Annotated in this window: 27 protein-coding genes; 14 read left to right on the forward strand and 13 right to left on the reverse strand. The window is 60.0% G+C overall.

Going from position 1 to position 25,695, the window contains the following annotated elements; translation table 11 throughout:
• Nucleotides 1–8 precede the first annotated feature (8 nt).
• The gene (locus ACN0S5_RS03200; RefSeq protein ID WP_417205886.1) at nucleotides 9–845 is read right to left on the reverse strand and encodes a flagellar motor protein MotB; all 837 of its coding nucleotides are present in this window, start codon (nucleotides 843–845) and stop codon (nucleotides 9–11) included.
• A 232-nt stretch (nucleotides 846–1,077) separates the two neighbouring features.
• Between ACN0S5_RS03200 and ACN0S5_RS03205 the strand changes: the two genes are divergently transcribed.
• Nucleotides 1,078–3,228, forward strand: coding sequence for a YjbH domain-containing protein (locus ACN0S5_RS03205; protein ID WP_417205888.1), 2,151 nt, complete (start codon nucleotides 1,078–1,080; stop codon nucleotides 3,226–3,228).
• The gene (locus ACN0S5_RS03210; RefSeq protein ID WP_417205890.1) at nucleotides 3,225–3,905 is read left to right on the forward strand and encodes a YjbF family lipoprotein; all 681 of its coding nucleotides are present in this window, start codon (nucleotides 3,225–3,227) and stop codon (nucleotides 3,903–3,905) included. Before ACN0S5_RS03205 ends, ACN0S5_RS03210 begins: the two co-directional genes overlap by 4 nt.
• Before the next feature lie 3 nt (nucleotides 3,906–3,908).
• On the opposite strand, the gene ACN0S5_RS03215 is transcribed toward ACN0S5_RS03210, so the two are convergent.
• A complete protein-coding gene (locus tag ACN0S5_RS03215; RefSeq protein WP_417205892.1) occupies nucleotides 3,909–4,547 on the reverse strand; it encodes a sugar transferase in 639 nt (212 codons plus the stop codon).
• The gene (locus ACN0S5_RS03220; protein ID WP_417205894.1) at nucleotides 4,538–5,320 is read right to left on the reverse strand and encodes an NAD-dependent epimerase/dehydratase family protein; all 783 of its coding nucleotides are present in this window, start codon (nucleotides 5,318–5,320) and stop codon (nucleotides 4,538–4,540) included. Before ACN0S5_RS03220 ends, ACN0S5_RS03215 begins: the two co-directional genes overlap by 10 nt.
• Before the next feature lie 169 nt (nucleotides 5,321–5,489).
• On the opposite strand from ACN0S5_RS03220, the gene ACN0S5_RS03225 reads away from it, so the two are divergent.
• Nucleotides 5,490–6,596, forward strand: a complete 1,107-nt coding sequence (locus tag ACN0S5_RS03225) for a polysaccharide biosynthesis/export family protein (RefSeq protein WP_417205896.1) — start codon at nucleotides 5,490–5,492, stop codon at nucleotides 6,594–6,596.
• Between the two features lie 60 nt (nucleotides 6,597–6,656).
• Nucleotides 6,657–7,868: an MFS transporter gene (locus ACN0S5_RS03230; protein WP_417205898.1), complete on the forward strand. Its 1,212-nt coding sequence runs from the start codon at nucleotides 6,657–6,659 to the stop codon at nucleotides 7,866–7,868.
• A 5-nt stretch (nucleotides 7,869–7,873) separates the two neighbouring features.
• Here the strand turns inward: ACN0S5_RS03230 and ACN0S5_RS03235 are convergent, their stop codons facing one another.
• Genes ACN0S5_RS03235 through ACN0S5_RS03245 form a run of 3 tightly spaced genes read right to left on the reverse strand, consistent with a single transcriptional unit; the run spans nucleotide 7,874 to nucleotide 10,169 of the window.
• Nucleotides 7,874–8,473 (reverse strand): Smr/MutS family protein, encoded by a 600-nt coding sequence (locus ACN0S5_RS03235; RefSeq protein ID WP_417205899.1) that lies wholly within the window; start codon nucleotides 8,471–8,473, stop codon nucleotides 7,874–7,876.
• Complete coding sequence (locus tag ACN0S5_RS03240) at nucleotides 8,470–9,510, reverse strand: murein transglycosylase A (RefSeq protein ID WP_417205901.1); 1,041 nt, start codon at nucleotides 9,508–9,510, stop codon at nucleotides 8,470–8,472. Before ACN0S5_RS03240 ends, ACN0S5_RS03235 begins: the two co-directional genes overlap by 4 nt.
• A complete protein-coding gene (locus ACN0S5_RS03245) occupies nucleotides 9,507–10,169 on the reverse strand; it encodes a Tim44/TimA family putative adaptor protein (RefSeq protein WP_417205902.1) in 663 nt (220 codons plus the stop codon). The genes ACN0S5_RS03240 and ACN0S5_RS03245 overlap by 4 nt, the downstream gene beginning before the upstream one ends.
• 103 nt (nucleotides 10,170–10,272) lie before the next feature.
• Between ACN0S5_RS03245 and ACN0S5_RS03250 the strand changes: the two genes are divergently transcribed.
• A complete protein-coding gene (locus ACN0S5_RS03250) occupies nucleotides 10,273–10,773 on the forward strand; it encodes an FxsA family protein (protein ID WP_417205904.1) in 501 nt (166 codons plus the stop codon).
• 56 nt (nucleotides 10,774–10,829) lie between these two features.
• The gene (gene secB / locus ACN0S5_RS03255; protein WP_417205905.1) at nucleotides 10,830–11,318 is read left to right on the forward strand and encodes a protein-export chaperone SecB; all 489 of its coding nucleotides are present in this window, start codon (nucleotides 10,830–10,832) and stop codon (nucleotides 11,316–11,318) included.
• A gap of 12 nt (nucleotides 11,319–11,330) precedes the next feature.
• Here the strand turns inward: secB and dnaQ are convergent, their stop codons facing one another.
• From dnaQ to ACN0S5_RS03275, 4 genes are read right to left on the reverse strand one after another with little or no spacing between them, the layout of a single operon-like run.
• Nucleotides 11,331–12,059 (reverse strand): DNA polymerase III subunit epsilon, encoded by a 729-nt coding sequence (gene dnaQ / locus ACN0S5_RS03260; RefSeq protein ID WP_417205907.1) that lies wholly within the window; start codon nucleotides 12,057–12,059, stop codon nucleotides 11,331–11,333.
• Complete coding sequence (gene coaE, locus ACN0S5_RS03265) at nucleotides 12,052–12,645, reverse strand: dephospho-CoA kinase (RefSeq protein WP_417205909.1); 594 nt, start codon at nucleotides 12,643–12,645, stop codon at nucleotides 12,052–12,054. The genes dnaQ and coaE overlap by 8 nt, the downstream gene beginning before the upstream one ends.
• Entirely contained in the window at nucleotides 12,642–13,475 is an 834-nt protein-coding gene (locus tag ACN0S5_RS03270; protein WP_417205911.1) for a shikimate dehydrogenase, read from the reverse strand. Before ACN0S5_RS03270 ends, coaE begins: the two co-directional genes overlap by 4 nt.
• The gene (locus tag ACN0S5_RS03275; protein WP_417205913.1) at nucleotides 13,472–14,071 is read right to left on the reverse strand and encodes a Maf family protein; all 600 of its coding nucleotides are present in this window, start codon (nucleotides 14,069–14,071) and stop codon (nucleotides 13,472–13,474) included. Before ACN0S5_RS03275 ends, ACN0S5_RS03270 begins: the two co-directional genes overlap by 4 nt.
• Nucleotides 14,072–14,605: 534 nt before the next feature.
• On the opposite strand from ACN0S5_RS03275, the gene rho reads away from it, so the two are divergent.
• From rho to ACN0S5_RS03305, 6 genes are read left to right on the forward strand one after another with little or no spacing between them, the layout of a single operon-like run.
• Entirely contained in the window at nucleotides 14,606–15,877 is a 1,272-nt protein-coding gene (rho, locus tag ACN0S5_RS03280; protein WP_323768422.1) for a transcription termination factor Rho, read from the forward strand.
• 7 nt (nucleotides 15,878–15,884) lie between these two features.
• Nucleotides 15,885–17,162 carry a tRNA uridine-5-carboxymethylaminomethyl(34) synthesis GTPase MnmE gene (gene mnmE / locus ACN0S5_RS03285; RefSeq protein WP_417205915.1) on the forward strand — a complete coding sequence of 426 codons (1,278 nt, stop codon included), beginning with the start codon at nucleotides 15,885–15,887 and terminating at the stop codon, nucleotides 17,160–17,162.
• Nucleotides 17,163–17,174: 12 nt separating this feature from the next.
• The gene (gene mnmG / locus ACN0S5_RS03290; protein ID WP_417205916.1) at nucleotides 17,175–19,043 is read left to right on the forward strand and encodes a tRNA uridine-5-carboxymethylaminomethyl(34) synthesis enzyme MnmG; all 1,869 of its coding nucleotides are present in this window, start codon (nucleotides 17,175–17,177) and stop codon (nucleotides 19,041–19,043) included.
• Complete coding sequence (gene rsmG / locus ACN0S5_RS03295) at nucleotides 19,040–19,657, forward strand: 16S rRNA (guanine(527)-N(7))-methyltransferase RsmG (RefSeq protein ID WP_417205917.1); 618 nt, start codon at nucleotides 19,040–19,042, stop codon at nucleotides 19,655–19,657. The genes mnmG and rsmG overlap by 4 nt, the downstream gene beginning before the upstream one ends.
• Nucleotides 19,650–20,459, forward strand: a complete 810-nt coding sequence (locus tag ACN0S5_RS03300) for a ParA family protein (RefSeq protein ID WP_417205918.1) — start codon at nucleotides 19,650–19,652, stop codon at nucleotides 20,457–20,459. The genes rsmG and ACN0S5_RS03300 overlap by 8 nt, the downstream gene beginning before the upstream one ends.
• A 25-nt stretch (nucleotides 20,460–20,484) precedes the next feature.
• Entirely contained in the window at nucleotides 20,485–21,402 is a 918-nt protein-coding gene (locus tag ACN0S5_RS03305) for a ParB/RepB/Spo0J family partition protein (RefSeq protein ID WP_417205920.1), read from the forward strand.
• A gap of 4 nt (nucleotides 21,403–21,406) precedes the next feature.
• Here the strand turns inward: ACN0S5_RS03305 and hemW are convergent, their stop codons facing one another.
• The 3 genes from hemW to rph are packed head-to-tail and all read right to left on the reverse strand — an operon-like array spanning nucleotide 21,407 to nucleotide 23,887.
• Entirely contained in the window at nucleotides 21,407–22,558 is a 1,152-nt protein-coding gene (gene hemW / locus ACN0S5_RS03310) for a radical SAM family heme chaperone HemW (RefSeq protein WP_417206069.1), read from the reverse strand.
• A gap of 1 nt (nucleotide 22,559) precedes the next feature.
• Complete coding sequence (rdgB, locus tag ACN0S5_RS03315; protein WP_417205922.1) at nucleotides 22,560–23,174, reverse strand: RdgB/HAM1 family non-canonical purine NTP pyrophosphatase; 615 nt, start codon at nucleotides 23,172–23,174, stop codon at nucleotides 22,560–22,562.
• On the reverse strand, nucleotides 23,174–23,887 hold the full coding sequence (gene rph, locus ACN0S5_RS03320) for a ribonuclease PH (protein WP_417205924.1): 714 nt from the start codon (nucleotides 23,885–23,887) through the stop codon (nucleotides 23,174–23,176). Before rph ends, rdgB begins: the two co-directional genes overlap by 1 nt.
• A 112-nt stretch (nucleotides 23,888–23,999) precedes the next feature.
• Between rph and hrcA the strand changes: the two genes are divergently transcribed.
• Both hrcA and ACN0S5_RS03330 read left to right on the forward strand, forming a co-directional pair.
• The gene (gene hrcA / locus ACN0S5_RS03325; protein WP_417205926.1) at nucleotides 24,000–25,064 is read left to right on the forward strand and encodes a heat-inducible transcriptional repressor HrcA; all 1,065 of its coding nucleotides are present in this window, start codon (nucleotides 24,000–24,002) and stop codon (nucleotides 25,062–25,064) included.
• A gap of 11 nt (nucleotides 25,065–25,075) precedes the next feature.
• Nucleotides 25,076–25,639 (forward strand): nucleotide exchange factor GrpE, encoded by a 564-nt coding sequence (locus ACN0S5_RS03330; RefSeq protein WP_417205927.1) that lies wholly within the window; start codon nucleotides 25,076–25,078, stop codon nucleotides 25,637–25,639.
• The last annotated feature ends 56 nt before the right edge of the window (nucleotides 25,640–25,695 follow it).

Raw genomic sequence — 25,695 nt, forward strand, 5'->3', positions numbered from 1 at the left:
AAACTGCATCAGTTCCTTCGAAGAAAGATAACCTCGATCCGGCTGTTGCGTGGGTCCATGACGTTTTCGGCCTTGGGTTCGCGGTCGGCATAGGCCGTCACGCGCCGGACGCGGTGTGGCTCCAAACCCCGGTCAATGACCAGTTCGCGAAAGGATTCTGCCCGGTCGCGGGACACTTTCCAGGCGGGATTGTCCGCAAGAACAACCGGATAACCCGTGGTATGCGCCTCGATCGCCACCGGATTGGTGACAACATCCGAAGCGCGCGCCAACACCAGGGCCAAGTCCTCAAGCAATGGGGTCGGATTGGCGAATTCGTCGAACAGCCGGGCCTCTCTGGTCTCGAACAGCTCGACCACCAGACCCTCGTCGGTGACCTCTGTCACGATATGTTCCAAAAGTTCGTCGGCGACCATACTTTCACCGCCGCGACCCATCAGCAGCTCTTCGACTTGTTTGAATTCCTCGGTCTCGGCCCCGTCTTTCGACGGATCTTTCGGTTCAAACGCGTCGTCCCTGGTGCGCTCCGCTTGCGGTCGCAGGCTGGTTGCGCCGGTGCCCACCCTGGGCAACGTGTTCTCGGCAAAGACGGACTCGCCGCCCAATGCGCCGGACCCGCCGCCCGAGACCCGCGCCATCGCGATTGTCGGACTGAAATAGTCCGCGATACCCTTGCGTTGTTTTTCTGTCGTTGCGTTCAGCAGCCACATCAACATGAAGAAGGCCATCATTGCGGTCACGAAGTCAGCATAGGCCACCTTCCAGGCGCCCCCATGATGCCCGCCGCCCGCAATAACCTTCTTCCGTTTGATTATGACTGGCGCAACATTGCTGTCGCCACCCATCTTTCCCACCTTTCTCTCACCCGAGACCGGTGTAGGCCGCCGCCGATTACCACACGCTTAACGATTAAAAATGTTCGGTTAAAGCGGCCAGAGGGCGCGATCTTGTGGATAACCCGGCAAAGGCGTGCCGATTTTCACACAACAGGCTCTCCTGAGGCCGCATCGAATAGACAGCGCCCACCGAAGGCATTAGCAAGAACGATGAAACAGAGTTGGCAACGAGGTGGGAAAAATGCCGGGTTTTCAAAACAGAAAATCGGGCTTCGTACGGCGGATTGCGCTGACGGGCACCTTCTTGTCGACGCTGGGCGGAGCGCTCAACGCGGAGGACATCCATGATCCGGTGTCTTTCAACCTCTACGGCTCACCCGGTCTGGTGGATATGCCCACGGCAGAGGTGCCTCCGGACGCGACTTTGGCCGGCACCTACGCCAACCTGAACGGCACCTCCCGCACGACGCTTTACTTCCAGATCCTGCCGCGCTTGTCCGGCAGCTTTCGCTACTCGGCGATCGAGAATTTTTCCACCGGCGGCACCGCCACGCTTTTCGACCGCAGCTTTGATCTTCGGTACCAGTTGCTGACCGAAACCGACCGTCGGCCTTCGGTGGTGGTGGGTCTCAAGGACTTTATCGGGACCGGTATTTATAGCGGCGAATATCTGGTGGCGACCAAGACTCTGCGTCCGGGGCTCAAGGTGACCGGCGGGTTCGGGTGGGGCCGTTACGGCTCTTACAATCCGCTGGCAACAACCGGCACGCGGGCGGGGGGCTTTACCGGTCGCGGCGGTCTGCCGGAGTTTGACCGTTTTTTCAGAGGTGACGTTGCCGCGTTTGGCGGCGTGTCCTACGCGCCGAACGACCGCTTGAACTTCAAGGTCGAATACTCCTCTGACGACTATACCCGCGAAGCAAGGGTCGGTGGCGTTGACAAGACCAGCCCGTGGAACTTCGGTGTCGACTACCGGTTCAAAAGCGGCGGGCAGTTGTCGGTCTATCACATTCTGGGAACCGAGATCGGCGCCCAGTTCACCTTTGTGACCAACCCCAAGACAATCGGCGTTGCCGGCGGGATAGAACCGTCCGGCCTTCCTGTGGCACCGCGCGCGCCGGGAGCCGCAGCTGATCTTGGCTGGACACTGGACCCGCAACGATCCACCTCCGCCAAGGCCTCTCTCAAGCAACTGGCCGCCAAGGAAGGGCTGGAAGTCGAAGCTGTCGACCTGCAAAGCAACCGCGTGACCATTCGCATGGTCAATCCGCGCTACGGCGCGCCCTCACAGGCCTTTGGCCGCATGGCACGGGCCATGACACGCGCCCTGCCCGCGTCGGTCGAAGTGTTCGAAATTGTCCCGGTGGTCAACGGGATGGCAATGGCATCGGTGACGTTCCGCCGGTCGGATCTTGAGCGTCTGGAACACGATGCCGCCAATGAAATGCTGGCGCGGACCGTGTTCAACGATGGGTTTCAGCAGGCACCGGCGCCGGATCAGGGTATTTATCCGAAATTCACCTGGTCGCTCTCACCCTATATGCAGCTTTCGGTCTTTGACCCGGACAACCCGGTCCGCGCTGACCTTGGATTGCGCGCCGCCGCCGAATTTGAGCTTACGCCGAACCTGATTCTCAGCGGGTCTGTCACCAAAAAGATCAACGGCAGTCTCGATCAGGTGAAACGCCTCGACGAGTCGAGCCTTCCGCGTGTGCGCACCGACCACGCCCAGTATTCAGCGCAGGGCGATCCGGCGATCGAATTCCTTCAGCTTGCGCATTACGGCCGCCCCGCCAAGAACGTCTATTCACGGGTAACTGTCGGTTATCTCGAACAAATGTACGGTGGCGTCTCAGCCGAAGTGCTGTGGAAACCGGTCACCAGCCGTCTGGCTGTCGGGGCCGAAGTCAACTACATTCAGCGCCGCGATTTCGACCAGCTGTTCGGCTTCCAGTCGATGACAACGACAGATCCGGTGACCGGGGCAAAGCGCGAGATCCCGAACGTCAACGGACACATCTCTGCCTATTATGCCTTCGGCAACGGTTTTCACGGCCAGCTTGATGTCGGTCGTTATCTGGCCGGCGACTATGGGGCGACCCTCTCGCTGGACCGCGAGTTTGCCAACGGCTGGCGTGTCGGGGCCTACGCGACCTTTACCGACGCCTCTTTCGAGGATTTCGGCGAAGGCTCCTTTGACAAGGGCATCCGCTTTACGTTGCCTCTGGCCAGCTTCTTTGGCCAACCTTCGCGCCGCCGGAACGATGTGGTCGTCCAATCGCTGTCGCGCGATGGCGGTGCCCGTCTGAACGTCAACGGGCGGCTTTACGAACAGGTTCGGGACTACCACAAACCCGACGCAGTCAATTCCTGGGGAAGGTTCTGGAGATGACCCGGCGCAGCTTTACACGCATCGGACTGGCCCTGACTTCCGTTCTGGCGCTGGTGTCCTGCGGCAACGCGAACAAGGACACCGCTGTTTTACTGCGGCAAATTCCAAAGGCGCTCTTTACCAAAAAAGAGCCGCCCAAGCCGCTGACACCGCAGCAGATTGCCCAATCTCTGGGAGCGACCTCCGCCTCGGTTTTCCTGTTCGAAATCGAATCCCGCAAGACGCAAACCCTGCTCCAGGACATTCAACGCAACGGGCCCTATCAGACCTATGGCAACTCGTCCCGTCAGGTCATTGTCCTGCGCGATGGCATGATCACCTCGACCCGCGGGCTGGGTGGCGATCTGATGTCATCCGAAGAAGACCGGCTGTTGCACCGCGTGCAGTCGCGCTCTGAAGGTCGGGTCAGCTATGACCTGCGGTTCCTGACGTCCGAAGACGTGACCATCGTGCGGCGCTATTCCTGCTACACCTCGACCGGCGCCACCGTTCCCGTCGCCGCGGGTCTGGTGCAGACAAGCGGCCAACTCGTTACCGCAAAATGCACCGCCGCGGATGGAGTCTCACCCGACTTCACCAATGCCTATGTCGTTGGTGGGGATGGCTATATCCTGAGCGCGCGGCAATGGCTTGGCCCCTATCTGGGCTATATCTCATCACAGGTGCTGCGCCGCTGATCTTCAGCGACGCCGCCGGTGCATCGAGACACCTTTGAAAACCGTGGCCCACATCAATCGCTGATCCGTACAAGGGTTGCGACGTTGCGCATACATCAGGTCCAGCCGCGCCTTGCGCGGAATGCAACGCCGACAATAGACCTCTTCGGTTTCTTCCGCAGTTCTGGTTTCCGACAGCAGCCGCTCTTCGGCCCGATGATAGGCCATTGACGCCATCCCGGTCACGCCCGGCCGCTCTTTCAACACCTCTGCATAAATCTCAGGGTATTTTTCGACGTAGTGGCGCAGCGGCGCGCGCGGCCCGACAAAGCTCATGTCGCCACGCAGGATGTTCCAGAGTTGCGGCAATTCATCCAGACGCTTGCGCCGCAGCCAAGCCCCCGTTGGCGTGATCCGCGCGGATTTGGACGGACCCGTGACGCCGGAATCCGAAGGATCGCGCTTCATGGTCCGGAATTTCCACAACAAAAAGGCCCGGTCAGGGCTGCGCATCCGTTCCGACCTGTAGATGATCGGCCAGCCATCGTTGCGCCAAACGACAAAGGCCACATAGAGGATCAGCGGTGAAATCAGGATCGTAAGACCAACCGCATACAGAAAATCCAACAGATACAGAAACTTGCGGTTAAATTTCACGGCCATACCCCGCTGTCCCGCGCGCCTTCGACAAGATGCGCTGCCTCATGGGCATTTGGTGCCAGCGTCACCACGCGGCCAAGACGCACGGTGTCCAGCCAGACCATTTGCGCCGCAGCCTCCGGGGCCGCCCGCCACGTGACAGCGGTTTGACAAACGCCCGCAATCTCCGCCATGGCCGTTGGTCGCGCGGCGCTGACATTGTAGGTGCCGTCGGCCTCCGGCGATTGAACCAGCGCCTCGATCACGCGGACCAGATCCCCCGGTGCGATGTAGCTGCGCGATGGACCCAAGCCGTCAGAAAATCGGTCAAGCGTTATGTGTCCATTCATTTGCAGGTTGCCGAACAGACTGTCGGCCCCGGCAACATTCCCGATCCGCAACACGATCTGGCGCGGCCCGCCCGGCTTTCGGTGCGCGGCAATCGCCTGTTCCATCTCCAGCTTGGCCTGTCCGTAGGGGGATGCCGGCGCGGGCAGATCGGTTTCCTTGATCGGCTCCGCAGAGGGGCGGTAAACCGCCGCACTGGAACAATGCACCACCGCGCCCGCCCCCAAGGCCGCGCCAAGGTCCATCGCCGACAACGCCAGCCGGGCGTTGTCCGCCAGATTGCGCCCCGGACCCGGCGTGACTCCCCACAGCGCGACAATGGCCGCAACCGGGCCGATTTCAGGCGTCTTGTCCCCCGGCGACCAGATCAGTTCGCCCTGCTCCGCTGATCCCGATCGCACCACCGGGATCAGAAAAAACCCCTCCGCTCGCCACAAGGCGCGGGTCATCCGGCCCAGTTTCCCCTGCGCGCCCAACAACAAAACGCTTCGGAATTGCTGTGTTCCTGCCACGGTCCGCCCCTCATAACGCTTTCTTTCGACCGTCAGATTGTCTATCAGCGGAACAAGGCGCTAGAAAGTGTCAATGACCGGTTGGGGGACTGGAGTGTCTGGTAAGTTGAGACTGATCACCCTGTTTGTCGCTACCCTTGCGTTGGCAGCTTGCAGCTTGCCGCGCGGTGCTGCGGTGCAATCCGAAGTGCTGCGCCAGCAGGATGCGGACAATCCGACCTTTCAGGTCGTCGAGGTGACACGCGCCAATGTGCCCGGCCTTGCGTCTTGGTCGCAATCGGGCTGGCATGGCCACTATCATTGGCCGCAAACCGGTCAGGGCAGCAATTCCTCGGTGATCCGGACCGGCGACCGTGTCGACATCACGATCTGGGACAGTCAGGACAATTCGCTGCTGACCAATCCGGGCCAGCGTTTCAATGAGATCAAAGGCGTCGAAGTCGATGCCCAAGGGTCGGTTTTTCTGCCCTACGTCAACAAGGTGGGTATTCGCGGCCTGACGGCCACCGGCGCACGGGAAAAGATCCAGCAGCGGCTGGAACCGATCCTGCCCTCCGCTCAGGTTCAACTTAGCCTTCATCAGGGACGCGATCACGCGGTCGACGTGGTCGGCGGCGTTGGCAAGCCCGGCGCCTATCCGATGCCGTCCCGGAATTACAAGATCCTCAGCCTGTTGGCCGATGCGGGTGGTGTCATACCTGAGATGCGCAATCCGCGTGTGCGCCTGCTGCGCGGCTCCAAGACCTATGAAATTTCCGCTGAACAGCTTTTCGCAGATGGATCGAAAAACGCGCTGCTGCTCCCGCGCGATACGGTGATCATCGAGGCCGATGAGCGCAGCTTTACCGCTCTGGGTGCCAGCGGGATCGAGAACCTGATTTATTTCCCCAAGGATTATCTGTCAGCGCTTGAGGCGGTGTCCCTGATGGGCGGGCTGTCCGATGCCCGCGCGGACCCCAAGGGTGTGCTGGTGCTGCGGGAATATCCTGCCGAAGTCATCCGCCCCGACGGATATGGGCCCAAGATGCAGCAGGTTGTCTTTACACTGGACCTGACCAGCGCCGACGGGCTCTTTGCCGCGCGCAAGTTCCAGATCCATCCCGGCGACACGCTGCTTGCAACGGAAAGCCCGATCACCTCGGCACAGACCGTCTTTGGGCTGGTCGGTGCAGTTCTAGGTGTGTCCGCGCAGGCCGGAGCCATTACAAACTAATTCACCAGCGGCGCGGATCGCGCGCCCACCTTTCCACATACCGCGAGACAGGGGCGAGACATGGGTGTCTTTCGCTTTCTCGCCGAAAATGCGCGCTGGCTTGCCGCCGGTGCGCTGCTCACATTCTTGTCGAGCTTCGGCCAGACCTTTTTCATATCGATCTTTGCCGGAGAGATCCGCGCGGAGTTTGGCCTGAGCCATGGCCAATGGGGTGGCATCTATACCATCGGCACCAGTGCGTCCGCCGCACTGATGATCTGGGCCGGGGCGCTGACGGACAGGTTTCGAACCCGCGCCATCGGGGCGGTGGTGCTGTTGTTCCTTGCGGCGTCCTGCCTGTTCATGGCGCTGAACACATGGGCGGCGCTGCTGCCCTTTGTGATCTTCGCGCTGCGCTTTTGCGGACAAGGCATGGCAAGCCACATCGCCGTGGTGTCCATGTCGCGCTGGTTTGTCGCCACCCGTGGCAAGGCGCTGTCGGTTGCAGGGCTTGGCTTTGCTCTGGGCGAGGCGGCGCTGCCGTTCAGCTTTGTCCTGCTGATGCTGGTGGTGGACTGGCGTTTTCTGTGGATCGCCGTTGCCTGTGCCAGCCTGCTGGCCATCCCGCTGTTGTTGCGCCTGCTGACCCGTGAACGGACACCCCAAAGCCATGCGGAAACCGATCATTCGGTGGGGATGGAGCACCGGCACTGGCGGCGGCCAGAGGTTCTGCGACACTACTTGTTCTGGTTTATGGTGCCCGCCTTGTTGGGACCGCCAGCCTTCAATACCGCCTTTTTCTTTCAGCAGGTCCACTTCGCCGAAGTGAAGGGCTGGACCCATCTTGAACTGGCCGCGCTTTTCCCGGTCTACACGGCGGCGGCGGTGGGCGCGATGGTGGTGGCAGGGGGTCTGTTGGACCGCTTGGGCACCGGGCGGCTGATCCCTTGGTCACAACTGCCGATGTTTGTCGGGTTCCTGTGTTTCGCCTTGGGCGGGTCGCTGGGCTGGACCCTTGTGGGACTGTTGTTTGTGGCGATGACAACCGGTGCCACGCAGACATTGCCAAATGCCTTTTGGGCCGAGTTCTATGGCACCCGCAGTCTGGGGGCGATCAAGGCGATGGCGGCGGCCGTGATGGTTCTGGGCTCGGCGATCGGGCCGGGGATCACCGGCTATCTGATCGATTTCGGTGTCGGGATCGAGACACAGTATATCTGGGTCGCGGTCTATTTCCTTTTCACCTCGGCGATGATGTGGATCGGTGTCAGCCGGGCACGAAAGATGCTGTAGCGGGTCTACCGGCGGCGGCGCAAATAGACGTAATACGCCCCGTCGCCTCCATGTTTGCGATGCGCCGGTGAGACCTGCAATACCGCGCCAGAAAGTGGCGGCATCTGCAACCACATCGGGGCCTGTGTCTTGAGCACCCCACGTCGCCGTGGCATCGGGTCATAGGGGTCTTCGCGCTGGCCTTTGCCGGTGATGACAAGGACCAGCCGCAAGCCCCGCGCCTGCGCATTCAGGATAAAATGGATCAAGGCCCCATGGGCGCGATCCACCGTCATGCCATGCAGGTCGATCCGCGACTCCGGGTCCAGCTTGCCACGCTTCAGCCGGGTAAAGGCCTTGGCGTCCATACGCACCGGCGCGTCATGAAGGTGGTCGGAACTTGTCTTCGGAAAAACATGGGTCTGGGTGCGGGGCAAAGACCGTTCGCCCAAAGCAAAAGGCGACAGCGGGTCGCGGGCGCCGGGCTTTTGGGGCGGCAGGGGTTTTGGCCCCGCCTCTGGTTCAGACATTTTTTTAACGGGGCGCTTGTGCAATGGGTCCGCCGTGCGCGCGACCTGCCGCCAGAGCTCTTGCTCCTCGGGGCGCAGCTTGCGCCGCCGGGTCATATGCCCTCATCGGGCAAGAGGGCATAGGCGCGCTGGATCGGCATCAGGACAACCATGCGCCCAGTATCCTTGGTCCGGCCCGCGATGCGACCCGCCTCATCCCCGGTGCCATAAAAAATATCTGCACGCTGCGCGCCCTTGATTGCCGACCCTGTGTCCTGCGCGATCATCAGACGGTTCATCGGATCATTCCCGGATTTTTCGATCCAGACCGGCGCGCCCAGCGGCGTATAACGCGGGTCGACCGCAATTGAGCGCAGTGTCGTGATCGACCTGTTCATCGCCCCAAGCGGCCCCTTGTCCGAGGGCACTTCGCTGACTTCACGGAAAAAGACATAGGCCGCGTTGTGGTAGAGCAGTTCCTCGCCAAGGTAGGGGTTGCGATCCACCCAATTGCGGATCACCTGCATGGACACCTGATGCGCGCGATAGATACCACGCCGCACCAGTTCACGCCCGATAGAGCGATAGGGATGGCCATTTGCGCCGCCGTACCCGACGCGGATCATCCTGCCATCGGGGAATTTGATACGACCAGAGCCTTGGATTTGCAGGAAAAATAGCTCTACCGGGTCATCGACCCATGCAATTTCAAGGCCCCTGCCCTCCATCACCCCGGATGTCAGGATCTGGCGGCGGGTCAACCACGGGCGGCTGCGCTTGGCCTCTGGCGGCATCTGGTACACAGGATGGCGATAGACCTCGGTCCGGTAGGGAGAGCCGCTAAGTTCCGGCTCGAAATAGCCGGTGAAAAGCATCTCTTCCCCGTCGCTGATCAGGATCGGACGAAAAAGCAGCTCAAAGAACCCGCGCGCATCCTCGGTTTCGCGCGCCACTCTGCAAAGCGCGGTCCAGTCCGGATCATCCAGATCGCCGCAGGTCTCCAGAAAGGCGGTCAGGGCGGCGGCGTGATCGTCCTCTGCCCAGCCTTGCAGATCCTCAAAGGCAAGTATGTCATAACTCGGCCCCGTCTCTGGCGAGGCGGGGCCGGTCATGATGGATATCGCAAGGAAAGCTGCAAGGAGTACTCTGATCATTCGTCCGTAGCGACAAGCTGCCAGTTGGGGTCATCGGCGCCCATGGTGCGGGCGTAGGTCCAGATGTCTTTTTGCCGTTTGACCGCCTTGGCCGATCCCTCGATCACCTCACCATTGGCGTTTTTCACGACCGACGTCAGCTCACCCACGTAGCGCACAGTGATTTCCGCAAGCCCCGAGGCGTCATCGAAGCTGGCATCGGCAAGGGTCAGTTCCCGCACGCCGACAAATTCGGCCTCGATGGTCAGGCCCTGTTGCTCACGCTGTTCGACAACCTCGGAGAAGGTTTCATAAACGTCATCCGCAAGGAAAGTCCGCAGTTCCGCGATATCGCCGCGCTCAAAGCCCATGAGGATCATCTCATAGGCACCGCGCGCGCCGGAGAGAAATTCGGAGACCGAAAAGCTGGGCTCCAGCCGTTTCATCGCGGCGAGCGCCTTGGCGGCCTCGCTGTCCTCGGCGACGTGGTCGATGATGTCATGGTCGGGGCCGCCTTCGATAACCTCAAAGTCGCGGCCCGCGCGACGTCGGTCATCGGCCGGCGCGGGCGCCGGCGGCTTTTCAAATCCCTCCCGGGTGCCCAGCACGCTCCGCAATCGCAGAACGAGAAAAATGGCGATTCCGGCAAGTACCAGAAGCTGGAGGATAGGGGAGTTCATCGGCACCTCATTGCGGCGAGCGTTTGAAGATCACGGTCGCATCCTTATGTAGGTGAGGTGCATGGGTGAGTCCACCTGCGCGCTGGATTTGGAGGACGTTCCCATGTGGCTATTCCTGGCTTTTCTCATGGTTCCGCTGATCGAGATTGCCCTGTTCATTCAAGTTGGTGGCCTGATCGGGCTGTGGCCGACTTTGTTGGTGGTGGTTCTGACCGCAATAATCGGTACTTGGTTGGTGCGGGCGCAGGGGCAGGTCGCGATGACCAACCTGCGGCGCAGCTTCTCAGATTTGCAGGACCCCAGTGAGCCTTTGGCGCATGGGGCGATGATCCTTGTGTCCGGTGTGCTGTTACTGACACCGGGTTTTTTCACCGATGCGGTCGGCTTTGCCCTGCTTGCGCCCCCGGTGCGCAAAGCCGTGTTTCACTGGGCCCGACAGCGCGTGCATGTGACGCGGTTCCAGATGGGGCCAGAAACGCAAGGCCCGGTTCGACGCGATCCGGCAGCCGCGCGGGGTCCGGGCGACGTAATCGACGGTGAGTTTACCGAAATTCCCAAGGAGAAGACGCCCAATCACCCCGGATCGGGCTGGACGAGGCATTGAGCGTACCGCCGGGCGCTGCTATGCCTCCGGCGGAGATTTCAACGGGAGACCGATCCATGGCAGAGACCAACGGTGCAGGGCAGGCGCAACAGCCACCCAAAATGAGCATTCTGGCCCAATTTATTCGCGACCTTTCCTTCGAAAACATCCTGTCGCAAAAGGGTGTCTCCGGGGAGGTTCAACCGGACGTGCAGGTTCAGGTGAACCTGGACGCAAAAAAGCGGACCGCGGAACACCAGTTCGAAGTGGTTATGAAGCTCAAGATCGAGTCGAAGGCCAAGGGCAGCAACGATGTGCTGTTCCTGATGGAGCTGGATTATGCTGGCGTCTTCTCGATCGAGAACGTGCCCGAAGACCAGATGCATCCTTTCCTGTTGATCGAATGCCCGCGGATGCTGTTCCCGTTTGTGCGTCGGATCGTGTCGGATGTGTCGCGTGATGGCGGCTTCCCGCCGCTGAACCTTGAGACGATCGATTTTCTTGCGCTCTATCGCAACGAGATCGCCCGTCGTCAGGCCAGCGCGGAAGGCACCGCGCAAGCCTGAACAGACAGGCGCTCAGGATTTGATCCAGAGCGCCTCTTGCCCAAGTTTCTCGACAAAGGCGGCGTGAGCCGCCTTTTCCTTTTCCGACAGGCGAGACGCCAGCGCCTGCGGCCTTGGCCGAGGCCGCCAGAGCGGGTCGGAACTGCTTTGGCCGGATGTCTTGTCGGAATTTGACAGGCCAAAGTCCGGCTGTTTGCCTCCGATCAGCTCCAGATAGACCTCTGCAAGAATTTCACTGTCCAGAAGCGCCCCGTGCAGCGTCCGGGCGGTGTTGTCGATGTTGAACCTGCGGCACAGCGCATCCAGCGAGGCCGGGGAGCCGGGAAACCGGCGGCGGGCAATTTCCAGCGTGTCGATGGCGCAGCCTTTGGGCAGCAGCGGGCGATTGGTCCAGCGCAGTTCAGCGTTCAGGAATTTCACGTCAAAGGCCGCGTTGTGGATGACCAGCCGCGAGTCGCCGATGAATTCGCGGAACTCATCCACGATCTTGGCAAACACCGGCTTGTCCTTCAGCGTGATTTCCCCCGGATTGGCCGGGCGCGCGGGGCTGAGCAGGTCAGGGCCGATGCCGTGGACGCCAAAGGCCTCATCCGGCATCCCGCGTTCAGGGTTGATGTACTGGTGATAGGTGCGGCCCGTGGGGACGTGGTTGAACAGTTCCAGCGCGCCGATTTCGACAATGCGGTCGCCTTGTTCCGGCTCGAACCCGGTGGTTTCCGTGTCGAGGACGATTTCACGCATGTTGAAGCCTCCGCTCAATATCCTTCAGCACGGTTTGCACCTGTGCGCGCGCGTGCTCAACCGTGTCGGTCTCAACAACATAGGTGGCTCGGGCGCATTTTTCCTCATTCGGCATCTGGCGGGCAAGGATGCGGGCAAGATCCTCGGCGGTCATGGTGCCGCGGGCCAGAACACGCGCCTCTTGCGTTTCACGTGGAACAGACACGCAGACCGTCGCGTCCATGGCTGCATCGCCGCCAGTTTCAAACAGCAGGGGAATGTCGAAGACACCGATGGAGCCCGGATGATCTGCGATAAAGGTTTCGCGGTCCTGCTGCACCAAAGGATGCACGACGCTTTCAATATGTGACAGCGCGGTCTGGTCGGTGGCGATGATCTCGCGCAGCGCGTCACGGGCAACTTCGCCCTGTATGATCGCCTGCGGAAACATGGCCCCCAGTGGCGCAACCGCCGCGCCCCCTGCGCCATACAGCCGATGAACCGCCGCATCCGCGTCCCAGACGACACACCCGGCGTCGGCAAACATCGCGGCAGTGGTCGACTTTCCCATCCCGATAGAGCCGGTCAAACCAAGTTTGAACCTCATTCCAGAATGGCCTGACGGGTTGCCTCATCCACGTCGGGACGCACGCCGAACCACCGCTCAAAACCCGGAACGGCCTGATGCAACAGCATTCCGAGCCCGTCGACCACGGTGCATCCCTGCGCCCTGCCCTCTTGCAAAAGACGGGTTTCCAGCGGCGTGTAAACAAGGTCCGTCACAAGCATTCCGGGTTCCAGCGCATCCAGCGGCACCCGTAGCGGCGGCTTGCCAGACATGCCAAGGGCGGTCGTGTTCACCACCGTCGCGCAATCCTCAATGATATTACCCGCCTGCACCCAGTCGTAGACCTCTACCCGGTTTCCGAAGGCCTCACGCAGGGTTTCCGCCCTTTGGCGTGTGCGGTTCGTCAGCCGGATTTGCGGCACACCCACGTCCAGCAACGAGGCAATGACCGCACGGGCCGCGCCGCCTGCCCCAAAGACCGTCGCCGGTCCAGCCGCCGGAGTCCAGTCCGGCGCGTTCTGGTGCAGGTTTTCCATAAACCCATAACCATCTGTATTGTCGGCGTGAATGCGGCCGTCGTCACGGAAAATCAAGGTGTTTGCGGCGCCGATCAAGGTGGCACGGTCCGACACCAGATCGGCGATTTCCATCACCTTTTCCTTGTAGGGCACGGTGACGTTCAGACCCACAAAGCCAAGCGAAGGCAGCAGCCGGATGGTTTCGGCCAGCTTGACCTCCGGGATGTCCATCGGAATGTAATACCCCGGCAACCCCTGCGCCTTTAGCCAATGGGCAAAAAGCCGTGGTGAGCGGGAATGGGCCACCGGAGACCCAATGACGGCGGCAAGCGGTATACGGGCAAGGCTCATGCCGGGATGGTTCCCCTGTTCGAAAGATAGGTCAACAGCTCGACGAGCGGTAAACCGAGAATGGTGAAATGATTGCCCTCGATCCGGGCGAAGAGACGCACGCCTTCGGCCTCAAGCTTATAACCGCCAACGGAGGTGGCGACATCCGGCCAGTTGCGGTCAAGATAAGCCTGAATGTAGTTGTCCGAGAAGTCACGCATGGTCAGGCGCGCGGTTCCCACGTGGCGCCAGATCGGTTTGGCCTCATGATAGAGAACCGCCGCCGACAACAGCCGATGGGTCTGGCCCCGCAGACGCAGAAGTTGTTCAGCAGCTTCTTCGCGCGCTTCGGGTTTCGAGAAAATCTCACCGGCGAGGTCGAGAACCTGGTCGCAGCCGAGCACAAGTTGATCCGGATGACGTTGACCCAGCTTGCGCGCCTTGGCCTCTGCCAGAGTGTCGGCCACATCCCGTGGCGATGCCTCTTCAGCAACAAGTGCCGCCTTCAGGCTGTCCTCATCCACGCGCGGCGATTCGATTTCAATCGTCAGGCCAGCGGCCCGCAGCATGTCGGCCCGGATCCGGGAGCTGGAAGCGAGAAGAAGGTCACAAAACATGGGGATAAAACCGGGGACAGGTCAGTGTGCGGGCTTGCGGACGGTTTTGAGGAAAAACCCCGGCATATGCAAGCTTGGGGGTGAATGTGGCATCCATCCTTGTGGAGGCAAGGAATGTCAGCCTGTGTGAAAGAACAAGTTGCGCAAGCGGGCAACCTGTATGAAGGACAGGTTGTCCGAGGAGTTATCCCGGAACGGGATCGAATGATCCGAAAAGGTAACTTTCTGATGTTAAATGTTTATTTACATTTTCATCGGACTTGTATCAGAACAGTCCCCGATGTTTTCCAGTCTGTCCTGCGCTGTTCAGGACTCTGGGGGTATCTGCATAATCCCCAGAAAATCCTGTCACTAAGACTTCATAAACCTTTTCTTTTTTCTATTTATTAAAGAGACAGGCCGCCCAGGAACGTCGTTTGCGAAGTTCATTGACGTGCCCCCGGCGAATGCGTTACGCCAACCCTGCCTTCGTCCGGAGGCAGTTTCCCCGCTAGATAAAGGATGAGTGAGCCCTTGGGCCTCACCGTATGTGCCATGAGCGAAGAAAAGCTTAACCTGTCCGATCTGAAGGCACAAAGCCCGAAGGACCTCTTGGCGATGGCCGAGGACCTTGAGATCGAAAACGCCTCGACCATGCGGAAGGGCGAGATGATGTTCCAGATCCTGCGTGAACGCGCGGATGAGGGATGGGTCATTTTCGGCGATGGCGTGTTGGAGGTTCTTCAGGACGGGTTCGGGTTCCTGCGGTCGCCCGAGGCCAACTATCTGCCGGGTCCTGACGATATTTATGTTTCTCCGGAGATGATCCGCAAATACTCGCTGCGGACCGGGGATTCGATCCAGGGGGAAATGCGGGCTCCGGACGGGGAAGAACGGTACTTTGCGCTGGTTTCCGTGGAAGAGATCAACTTTCAAGAGCCGGAGAAGGCAAAGCACAAGATTGCCTTTGACAACCTGACCCCGCTCTATCCCGACGAACGGTTGAAGATGGAGATCGAAGATCCGACCATCCGTGACCGCTCTGCCCGGATCATCGACCTTGTGGCGCCGATTGGCAAAGGCCAGCGGTCGCTGATCGTGGCGCCCCCGCGGACGGGCAAGACGGTGCTGTTGCAGAACATCGCCAATTCGATCGAGAAGAACCACCCAGAGTGTTATCTTATCGTTTTGCTGATTGATGAACGGCCGGAAGAAGTCACCGACATGCAGCGGTCAGTGAAGGGCGAGGTGATCTCTTCGACCTTTGATGAACCCGCCACGCGGCACGTTGCCGTTTCTGAAATGGTGATCGAAAAGGCCAAACGTCTGGTCGAACATAAGCGAGATGTTGTGATCCTTTTGGACTCTATCACAAGACTTGGTAGAGCTTTCAACACCGTGGTGCCCTCCTCCGGGAAGGTTCTGACCGGCGGTGTCGATGCCAACGCGTTGCAGAGGCCCAAGCGGTTCTTCGGCGCGGCGCGGAACATTGAAGAAGGCGGTTCTCTGACAATTATTGCGACAGCGCTGATCGATACAGGGTCGCGGATGGATGAAGTGATCTTTGAAGAATTCAAAGGCACAGGCAACAGCGAGATCGTGTTGGACCGCAAGGTGGCGGACAAGCGGGTCTTCCCGGCGCTGGATATTCTCAAGTCCGGCACCCGGAAAGAGGAACTGTTGGTGGACAAGATCGACCTGCAAAAGACGTTTGTCCTGCGGCGAATCCTGAACCCGATGGGGACCACGGATGCGGTCGAATTCCTGATCTCGAAGTTGAAGCAAACCAAGACGAACTCCGAATTCTTTGATTCGATGAACAGCTGATCGCGCCATGGAGACCATCTTTGCCCTGGCAAGTGCCGCCGGGAAGGCGGGGGTGTCCGTGGTCCGTGTGTCAGGGCCCGAGGCCTGGAGCGCGGTAGAAAAGCTGGCCGGGTCCGTGCCGGAGACGCGTGTGGCGTCGGTACGCAGGTTGGTTACGCCAGAGGGTGACTTTCTGGATGAGGCGCTGGTGCTTGTCTTTGCGGCTGGCGCCAGCTTTACCGGCGAGCGAGTGGCCGAGTTTCAGGTTCATGGCAGCGTTGCCGTGGTTCAGGCCCTGTTGCGGGTTCTGGGAGAGATGGAAGGGTTGCGGAGCGCCGAACCGGGGGAATTTACCCGGCGCGCGTTGGACAACGAACGGCTGGACCTGAGTCAAGTAGAAGCTCTGGCGGACCTTATCGAGGCAGAGACGGAGCAACAACGGCGGCATGCCTTGAGGCTACTGACTGGTGCTCTTGGCCGCCGGGTGGGGAACTGGCGGGACCAGATATTGCGCGCGGCCTCCTTGCTGGAAGCGACCATTGATTTCGCAGATGAAGATGTGCCGGTCGATGTCTCTGATGACGTCCGGGCATTGCTTGATACGGTCTGTTCCGAAGTTCGGGCGGAACTGCGCGGGATGGCGTCGGCCGAACGCTTACGACTTGGGTTGGAGGTGGCGATTGTCGGACCGCCCAATGCCGGAAAATCCACGCTTTTGAACTATCTCGCGGGAAGAGAGGCGGCGATTACGTCTGATGTGGCGGGGACAACCCGTGATGTGATTGAAGTTCGGATGGAAATTGGCGGTTTGGCTGTGACCCTTCTGGACACGGCGGGGCTGCGGGACAGCGAAGATCGCGTAGAACGCATTGGTGTCGAACGGGCTCGCGAGCGGGCAGCATCGGCTGATTTGCGCGTACATCTGGTTCCGTCGGGCAGCACCCCCCTTCTGGAAGTTGTCCAAGATGATATCGTTGTGACGGCGAAGGGCGATCTTGAGGGCGATGGCGTGTCAGGTTTGACGGGGCAAGGCGTACCTGAGTTGCTGGACAAGATCGAAACACGATTGTCAGGGATTGTTCAGGGTGCGGGTCTGGTCTCGCGCGAGCGGCACAGGGTTGCATTGTCCGACGGGCTGTCCCATCTGGAAACGGCGCGAGAGATGTTGGACGATGGGCTGGACGTGTACGATATTACCAGCGAAGAGGTCCGGATTGCCTTGCGCGCGCTTGAACGGTTGATTGGGCATGTGGATGTGGAGCATGTTCTGGATCAGATCTTCTCGAGTTTTTGCATCGGGAAGTAAGGAGTGTTTCACGTGAAACATCGCAGCTTTGACGTTGTAGTTGTCGGCGGAGGTCACGCCGGTACGGAGGCCGCAGCAGCCTCTGCCCGCATGGGTGCCCAAACCGCTCTGGTTACGCTGCGGCGGACAGATCTAGGGGTAATGTCCTGCAATCCGGCTATTGGTGGTTTGGGAAAAGGTCATCTGGTCCGGGAAATTGATGCGATGGATGGTCTTATGGGCCGTATCGCCGACGCCGCAGGCATTCAGTTTCGGTTGTTGAATCGACGGAAAGGCCCGGCAGTTCAGGGCCCTCGGGCGCAGGCCGACCGGAAAATCTATGCAGCAGCGATGCAACGGGAAATTGCGAACACCCCGAACCTGACCGTGGTCGAGGCAGAGGTTGTCGATTTTCTCTTTGAAGGCGACAAGGTTGGCGGGGTCGTTCTGGGCGACGATTGCCATATCACAGCTGCGTCGGTTGTCCTGACCAGCGGCACCTTTTTGCGTGGGGTTATCCATATCGGGGACAAGACACGTCCCGGTGGACGGATGGGAGACAAGCCGTCCGTTCGGCTGGCGGATCGCATTCGGGAAATGAACCTGCCGACAGGGCGTCTGAAAACCGGCACCCCTCCCCGTCTCGATGGCCGTACGATAGCCTGGGATGGTTTGGATATGCAGCCCGGTGATAATGATCCGGTGATGTTTTCTTTCTTTTCCCGTGGACCTCAGGCCCGCCAAGTGTCTTGCGGTATCACCCATACCACTGAAAAAACGCACGAAATCATACGGGATAACCTTGAACGCTCGGCTATGTACGGTGGGCACATAGAGGGTGTCGGCCCACGGTATTGCCCGTCGATTGAGGACAAGGTTGTGCGGTTTGCGGATAAAACCTCGCATCAGGTCTTTTTGGAGCCCGAAGGGCTGGACGATCCGACAATCTACCCAAACGGCATTTCCACGTCCCTGCCTGAAGACGTCCAAGAAGCCTATGTCCGAAGCATTCCGGGTCTCGAGGCAGTTCACATCCTGCAACCGGGTTACGCAATTGAATATGACTATGTGGACCCCAGGGCTTTGGCGGCCACTTTGGCGATCCGGGACGTCAAAGGTCTTTATTTGGCCGGTCAAATCAACGGAACCACCGGTTATGAAGAGGCGGCGGCGCAGGGTCTGGTCGCCGGTCTGAATGCTGCCGCTGCCGCCTTGGGGCTTGACCCTGTGAAGTTTTCGCGAACCGACAGCTATATCGGCGTCATGCTGGATGATCTGACAACCCGCGGCGTGAGTGAACCGTATCGAATGTTTACCAGCCGTGCGGAGTTTCGCCTGTCACTTCGGGCTGATAATGCGGATCAACGGCTGACACCCAAGGCGATGTCCTTGGGAACAGTGTCGATGGGCCGTCGGGATCACTTTGAGAAAAAGCTCTCCGCTTTGAGCGCGGCGCGCGGGCGGCTTGAAGACGCGCAATTCTCACCCAGTGACGTCCGCCAGGCGGGTGTGAATGTAAATTTGGATGGAACACGCCGGAGTGCTTTCCAATTGTTGTCCTTCAAGGACGTGACGTTTGAAACGGTTGCGCGACTCGATCCCGCGCTGTCAGACATTGATGACGATACAGCGCGGCAGTTGGAGCGTGAAGCGTTGTATGCCAACTACATTGATCGTCAGGCGCGCGACGTCGCGATCCTGAAGAAGGATGAAGCGGTTGGGATTCCTCAGTCTTTTGACTTTGACGCCCTTCAAGGCTTGTCCAATGAGCTCAAAAGCAAACTGTCCCGTGCACGTCCTGAGACAATTGCGCAGGCCGGTCGCATTGACGGAATGACCCCGGCGGCTTTGACGTTGATTTTGGCAAAGATCCGTCAGTTTGGCAGAAAAGACGCTGTATGATTACGGCGCAGGCTCTGGGTTGCGATGTTTCACGTGAAACATTGGAGCGTTTGGAACACTATCTTTCCTTGCTGGAAAAATGGAATCCCCGCATCAATCTCATAGCGCGTTCGACGTTGAGCGACGTCATCCAGCGGCACTTCGTCGATTCGGCTCAGATTGCTGCGCTGGACCACAATCCGAGAGGGGCATGGGTCGACCTGGGCAGCGGCGGCGGGTTTCCGGGACTTGTCGTTGCAATTCTAAAGGCTGAAACTGCCCCTGACCGGCCTGTGATCCTGATCGAATCAGACACCCGAAAGGCCACCTTTCTCAGGACCGTCATTCGTGAAACCGGCATGACTTCAAAGGTGCTGACGCAGCGGATTGAGGAGGCTCCTCCACAGGACGCAACCACCCTCTCTGCCCGCGCGCTTGCCCCTTTGTCAAAACTGCTCGATTTCTCGGCAAGGCACCTGTCCCATTCCGGCACAGCCTTGTTTATGAAAGGCGAAACCTGGGGAAAAGAGGTCGAAGATGCACGGACCCAATGGCAATTCTCCTGCACCCCGCATACAAGTAAGACAAATCCAAACGCTGTAGTCTTGGAAATCGGAGACCTTGTTCATGTCTGATCCGACACGCCCCGCGGGTCCTAGAATCATCGCCATCGCAAACCAGAAAGGCGGTGTCGGCAAGACCACGACGACCATCAATCTTGGGGCCGCGCTTTGCGAACAAGGGCAAAAAGTTCTGGTGGTTGACCTTGACCCGCAGGGCAATGCCTCCACCGGCCTTGGCGTCGAAACCGAAGATCGTGAATACACGACCTACGATCTTCTGCTGGGCGATGTTGCCGTTACGGATGTGATTTTGCCCACGTCGACGGAAAATTTGTCGTTGATACCGGCCACGGTGGACCTCAGCTCTGCGGATATAGAGCTTTATTCCAACGAAAAACGCAGCTTTCTTTTGCATGATGCGCTCCGTCAACCGGCTCTGGACAGCTACGGATTCGACGTGATCCTTGTCGATTGCCCGCCTTCGCTGAACCTGTTGACGGTCAACGCCATGGTCGCGGCGCACTCGGTCCTGGTTCCTCTACAAAGTGAGTTTTTTGCGCTTGAGGGCCTGTCCCAACTCATGCTGACAATTCGCGAAGTCCGTCAAAGCGCCAATCCCGCGCTGAGAATCGAAGGCATCGTTCTCACGATGTATGACGCTCGTAACAATCTGTCGCAACATGTAGAGGCAGATGCCCGCGCCAACCTCGGCGATCTGGTGTTCACCACCGTCATTCCGCGAAATGTCCGCGTGTCCGAAGCGCCGTCATACGCGCTGCCGGTTCTGGCTTACGATACATCGTCCAAAGGGGCGCAAGCCTATCGTGCCTTGGCCGAGGAACTGGTGAAGAAAAACGACCAACGCGCGGCCTGACCGCCAACATAAAAAGAGGACAGGCATGGCCGAAAAACCCAAGAAAGACACCCGTCGCGGCCTTGGCCGCGGTTTGTCGGCACTCATGGCGGATGTGGCACCGGCACAAGAGGCCCCCAGCCAATCGGACGCCTCGCGTCGCGCCGATCGTATGCTTCCGATTGAATCTCTGGTCCCAAATCCGGATCAGCCGCGCCGTACGTTCACCCAGACTCAACTGGACGAACTTGCGGCATCGATCCGGACAAAGGGGGTCCTGCAACCGCTCATCGTGCGCCCCTCCCCGCATGAGGCGGACAAATTTGAAATTGTCGCTGGCGAACGTCGCTGGCGGGCCGCCCAGATGGCGCAACGGCATGAGGTTCCCGTTCTTGTCCGGGACTTTGACGATACCGAAGTGCTTGAAGTTGCCATTATCGAAAATATCCAACGCGCGGATCTGAACGCCATCGAAGAGGCGGCAGGCTACAAGCAGTTGATGTTCAAGTTTGGCCACACACAGGAAAAGCTGGCAGAGGCACTTGGCAAGAGCCGCAGTCACATCGCAAATCTCATGCGGTTGCTGAACCTGCCGGAAGCAATCCAGCAGCACGTCTCAGAGGGGCGTCTCAGCGCAGGTCATGCCCGCGCCCTGATCACATCTCCTAACCCGGAATCCCTCGCGGAAACCGTTGTGGCCAAAGGTCTTTCCGTGCGGGACACGGAAAAACTCGTCAAACAGGGCTCACCTGAGGGAAAACCGCGTAAAAAGGCTCCCAGCGGCGGCTTTGAGATGGACAAGGACGCTGACACCCGTGCGCTTGAGGGCGATCTTAGCGCCGCTTTGGGGATGAAAGTCCGGATTGATCACCAACCGGGTCAGGACGCGGGCCGGGTTACGATCTCATACGACACGCTAGAGCATCTCGACGCGCTCTGCGGTCTTCTCAGCGCCGCCCGCTGACCCGTCAGGGCATCAAGGCCGCAACCACAGAGTTCAGGACCAACCGCCCTTTGGCGGTGGTCCGCAACATCGGCCCGGCGCGTGTCACAAGGCCAAGCGCCTGCATTTCAATGATCGCTTCGGCGCTGGCCATGGCCGGATCAAGTCTATGTAGCCTCTCTACATCTAGACCTTCATCCATGCGCAACCCCATCATAAGGTATTCACCTGCCTGATCCGGTAGGTCCAGCGTCATCCGGCTCTCCAGCCCGCTTCCGGCTTCGGCCTTTTCCAGCCAAAGACCGGGCTGTCGCCAGGCAACGGTGGCCCGCCGCTGTTCCGCTGTTCCAATTCGTCCATGCGCGCCCGGACCAATGCCCAACCAGTCCCCATGGCGCCAATAGATCAGGTTGTGCCGCGACTGCGCGCCGGGCAGCGCGTGGTTGGACACCTCGTAGGAGTCATAGCCCGCCGCCGAACACAGGTCCTGCGTCAACTCATACATATCAGCGGCAAGGTCTTCACCGGGCAGACCGCGTAATCCCCCGGCCCGCGCACGATCCCAAAAGGCCGTCCCTTCCTCCACCGTCAACTGGTACAGCGACAGATGGTCGACGGCCATGTCCAGGGCTTCCCCCAGCTCTCTCCGCCAATCGTCCAGCGTCTGGTCCTGCCGTGCATAGATCAGGTCAAAACTCACCCGCTCAAAAACTGATCGGGCAACGTCAAAGGCGGCTTTGGCTTCACCGACATCGTGCAGGCGGCCCAAACGTTTCAGATCCGGCGCGCGCAAGGCCTGAATGCCCAGTGATACCCGGTTCACCCCTGCCCGCGCATACCCTTCAAATCGACCGGCCTCGACCGACCGGGGATTGGCTTCCAGTGTAATCTCAATGTCATTGGCAAAGGTCCAGCAGTCCCGCGCGGCCTCGATCACCGCGGAAACGGTTTCCGGCTCCATCAAAGACGGAGTCCCGCCACCGAAAAAGATCGACCCCAACACCCGCCCCGGCGTTTCCGCCCCGGCCCGGCGGGTTTCATCGGCCATCGCTCGGGCCCAGCGGCGTTGGTCCACGCGGGACACCACATGGCTATTAAAGTCGCAATAAGGGCATTTGGCCTCGCAAAACGGCCAGTGGACATACAGCCCAAACCCGCCGACCTGCCAGTTTTCCAGATTACTCCGGGCCAAAACATCCGGCCACAAGCTTGCGGAAGGCATCCGCGCGATGCGAAATCCGGTTCTTTTCCCAGCGATCCATTTCACCAAAGGTCACGTCATAGCCCTGCGGCTGAAAAATCGGATCATAGCCATGGCCTTGCGATCCGCGCATCGGCCAAACCACCCTGCCCTCCATCACTCCGGGGAACACCGCGTCCTCGCCATCCGGCCAAGCCAAGACAAGGGTACAACAAAACCGCGCTGTCCAGGGTTCCGGCGCGCCCGCATCAAGCAACATCTTGTGGGACTTTTCCATGGCCATCACAAAATCTCGTCCAGTCGGGGTTTCAGCCCAATCTGCGGTATAAACACCCGGAGCCTTGCCCAAAGCGTCAATCTCGATGCCGGAATCATCGGACAACGCGGGCAATCCGGTGGCCTTTGCCGCCGCATGGGCCTTGATCCGGGCGTTTTCGACAAAGGTCGTTCCGGTTTCGTCCGGTTCTGGCAGATTCATCGCGGTGGCGCCGACGCAGGCCACGCCGTAGGGCGCCAGCAGATGCGTCATTTCCTCCAGCTTGCCGCGATTATGCGTCGCGACAAGCAGCCGATCCCCGGTAAAGCGTCGCATCAGCCAACCGCCGCCCGCTGTGCCGCGACCAATTCGCCCACGCCTTTTTCAGCGAGGTCCATCAGTTTGCCCATCTCATCGCGTGAGAACGTCGCCCCCTCGGCGCTCATCTGCACCTCGATCAGACGGCCATCGGCGCGCAGGATAAAGTTTCCGTCAACACCGGCCTCGGAATCCTCGGGATAATCCAGATCCAGCACCGGCTGACCGGCATAAAGACCACAGCTGACCGCAGCGATTTCGGAAATCAGCGGATCGCTGACGATGTCCCCGGCTTTCAACAGCTTGTTGACCGCCAGACGCAGCGCCACCCAGCCGCCGGTGATCGAGGCACAGCGCGTTCCGCCATCGGCCTGAATCACATCGCAATCCACGGTAATCTGCCGCTCGCCCAAGGCGTTGCGGTCCACGCCGGCGCGCAGCGCGCGCCCGATCAGGCGCTGGATTTCGACCGTGCGCCCCCCTTGCTTGCCTGCTTGGGCTTCGCGCCGCATCCGGGACGATGTCGACCGGGGCAGCATGCCATATTCCGCCGTCACCCAACCCTGGCCAGAGCCTTTGATGAAGGGCGGCACGCGCTCTTCCAGCGACGCGGTGCACAGCACATGCGTGTCGCCCATCCGGATCATGCACGATCCTTCGGCATGCTTTGTCACATCCGTTTCGATTGAAACGGCGCGCATTTCGCTTAGATCACGTCCTGACGGTCGCATGATATGTCCCCTTTGCTGGTCATGTCCGGGATAGACAGCCGAACCCCGGATATGCAACCCCGATTGACGTTCCGGCCACGCGCTCTTTAATGGCACTTACAAGGGCAAGGTGATGACTGAGGCAAGCGAACTCCTGTCACAGATGAACGACCGCTCGCGCGAGGTGTTTCGCCGCGTGGTCGAGGGCTATCTGACCAGCGGCGATCCCGTCGGATCGCGGTCGCTGACCCGCACCCTGTCGGAAAAGGTCTCGGCCGCGACCATTCGCAACGTGATGCAGGATCTTGAGTTTCTCGGTCTGCTTGACAGTCCGCATGTTTCAGCAGGTCGTATTCCGACGCAGCTTGGCCTCAGGATGTTTGTCGACAGCCTGTTGGAAGTACGCGATCTGGATCACCACGACCGGGAAAAGCTGGACGCCACGCTGGGCCGCAACGCGGGCGATGTGTCGGGTCTTCTGGACGCGGTCGGATCGGCCCTGTCGGGTGTCACACATGGCGCGTCGCTGGTGCTGTCGCCCAAACATGAGGCCCCGCTCAAACATATCGAATTTGTCAGCCTCGCGCGGGACCGGGCGCTGGTGGTCATCGTCTTTGCCGATGGCCATGTGGAAAACCGCGTCTTTACCCCGCCTCCGGGCCTGACCCCCAGCGCCATGCGTGAGGCCGCGAACTTTACCAATGCGCTGGTCGAGGGCCGTACTCTCAGTGAATTGCGCAAGACCATGCAGTCGGAAATCTCGCGCCGCCGGCGTGAAATCGACGGCTTGGCCGCTGACCTGATCGACGCCGGGATCGCCGTCTGGGATGGTCAGGGCGATAGCGCCGAGCGTCTGATTGTGCGTGGCCGGGCAAATTTGCTCGAAGAGGATTCCGCTCAGGAAGAACTTGACCGAATCCGCAGCCTGTTCGACGACCTGGAGCGCAAGCGGGACATCGCCGAATTCCTCGAACTCGCGGACGAAGGCGAAGGGGTGCGCATTTTTATCGGGTCCGAGAACAAACTTTTCTCACTTTCGGGTTCCTCTCTGGTGGTGTCTCCATATATGAACGCGGACCGAAAGATCATTGGTGCGGTGGGCGTGATCGGACCGACGCGCCTGAATTATGGTCGGATCGTTCCGATCGTGGATTACACGGCTCAACTGGTCGGCCGAATGATCGCCGACCGGAGTTAAAGGTAGAAGGCATGGCAGACCCGAAAAAGGATGATTTTCTCGACGATATCGATGCGGCCGCCGATGAAGAGCAGGCCGACCTGAACGAGGAAATTGACGACGTGGCCCTCGCAATTGATGAATTGCGCGCAGAGCGGGACGACTTCAAGGACAAGTTCATGCGCGCCCTCGCGGACGCAGAGAACACCCGCAAACGCGCCGAAAAGGACCGGCGTGAGGCGCAGGCCTATGGCGGCACCCGCATCGCGCGCGACCTGCTGCCGGTTTATGACAACCTCAACCGTGCGCTGGCGGCGGCACAAGAGGACGGCGCTCAGGCCTCTGGCCCCTTGGTCGAAGGGGTCGAACTGACGCTGAAGGAGCTGCTCAAGGTGTTTGAACGCCACGGTGTGACGCGCATCACCCCCAAGGTCGGTGACCGGTTCGACCCGCAAGAGCATGAGGCAATGTTTGAGGCCCCGCTGCCCGGCACCAAGGCAGGCGACATCATTCAGGTCTCGGCAGAGGGTTTCATGCTGTATGATCGCCTGCTGCGCCCCGCACAGGTCGGCGTCAGCTCAATGCCCGCGTCCTGAACTGCGGGCTTCACCCGATCCTGCACCGGGCGCCACGGGCGCCCGTTTTGCTGTCC

Origin of the sequence: Antarctobacter sp., from assembly GCF_048262615.1 — a bacterium.
Taxonomy (GTDB): Bacteria; Pseudomonadota; Alphaproteobacteria; order Rhodobacterales; family Rhodobacteraceae; genus Antarctobacter.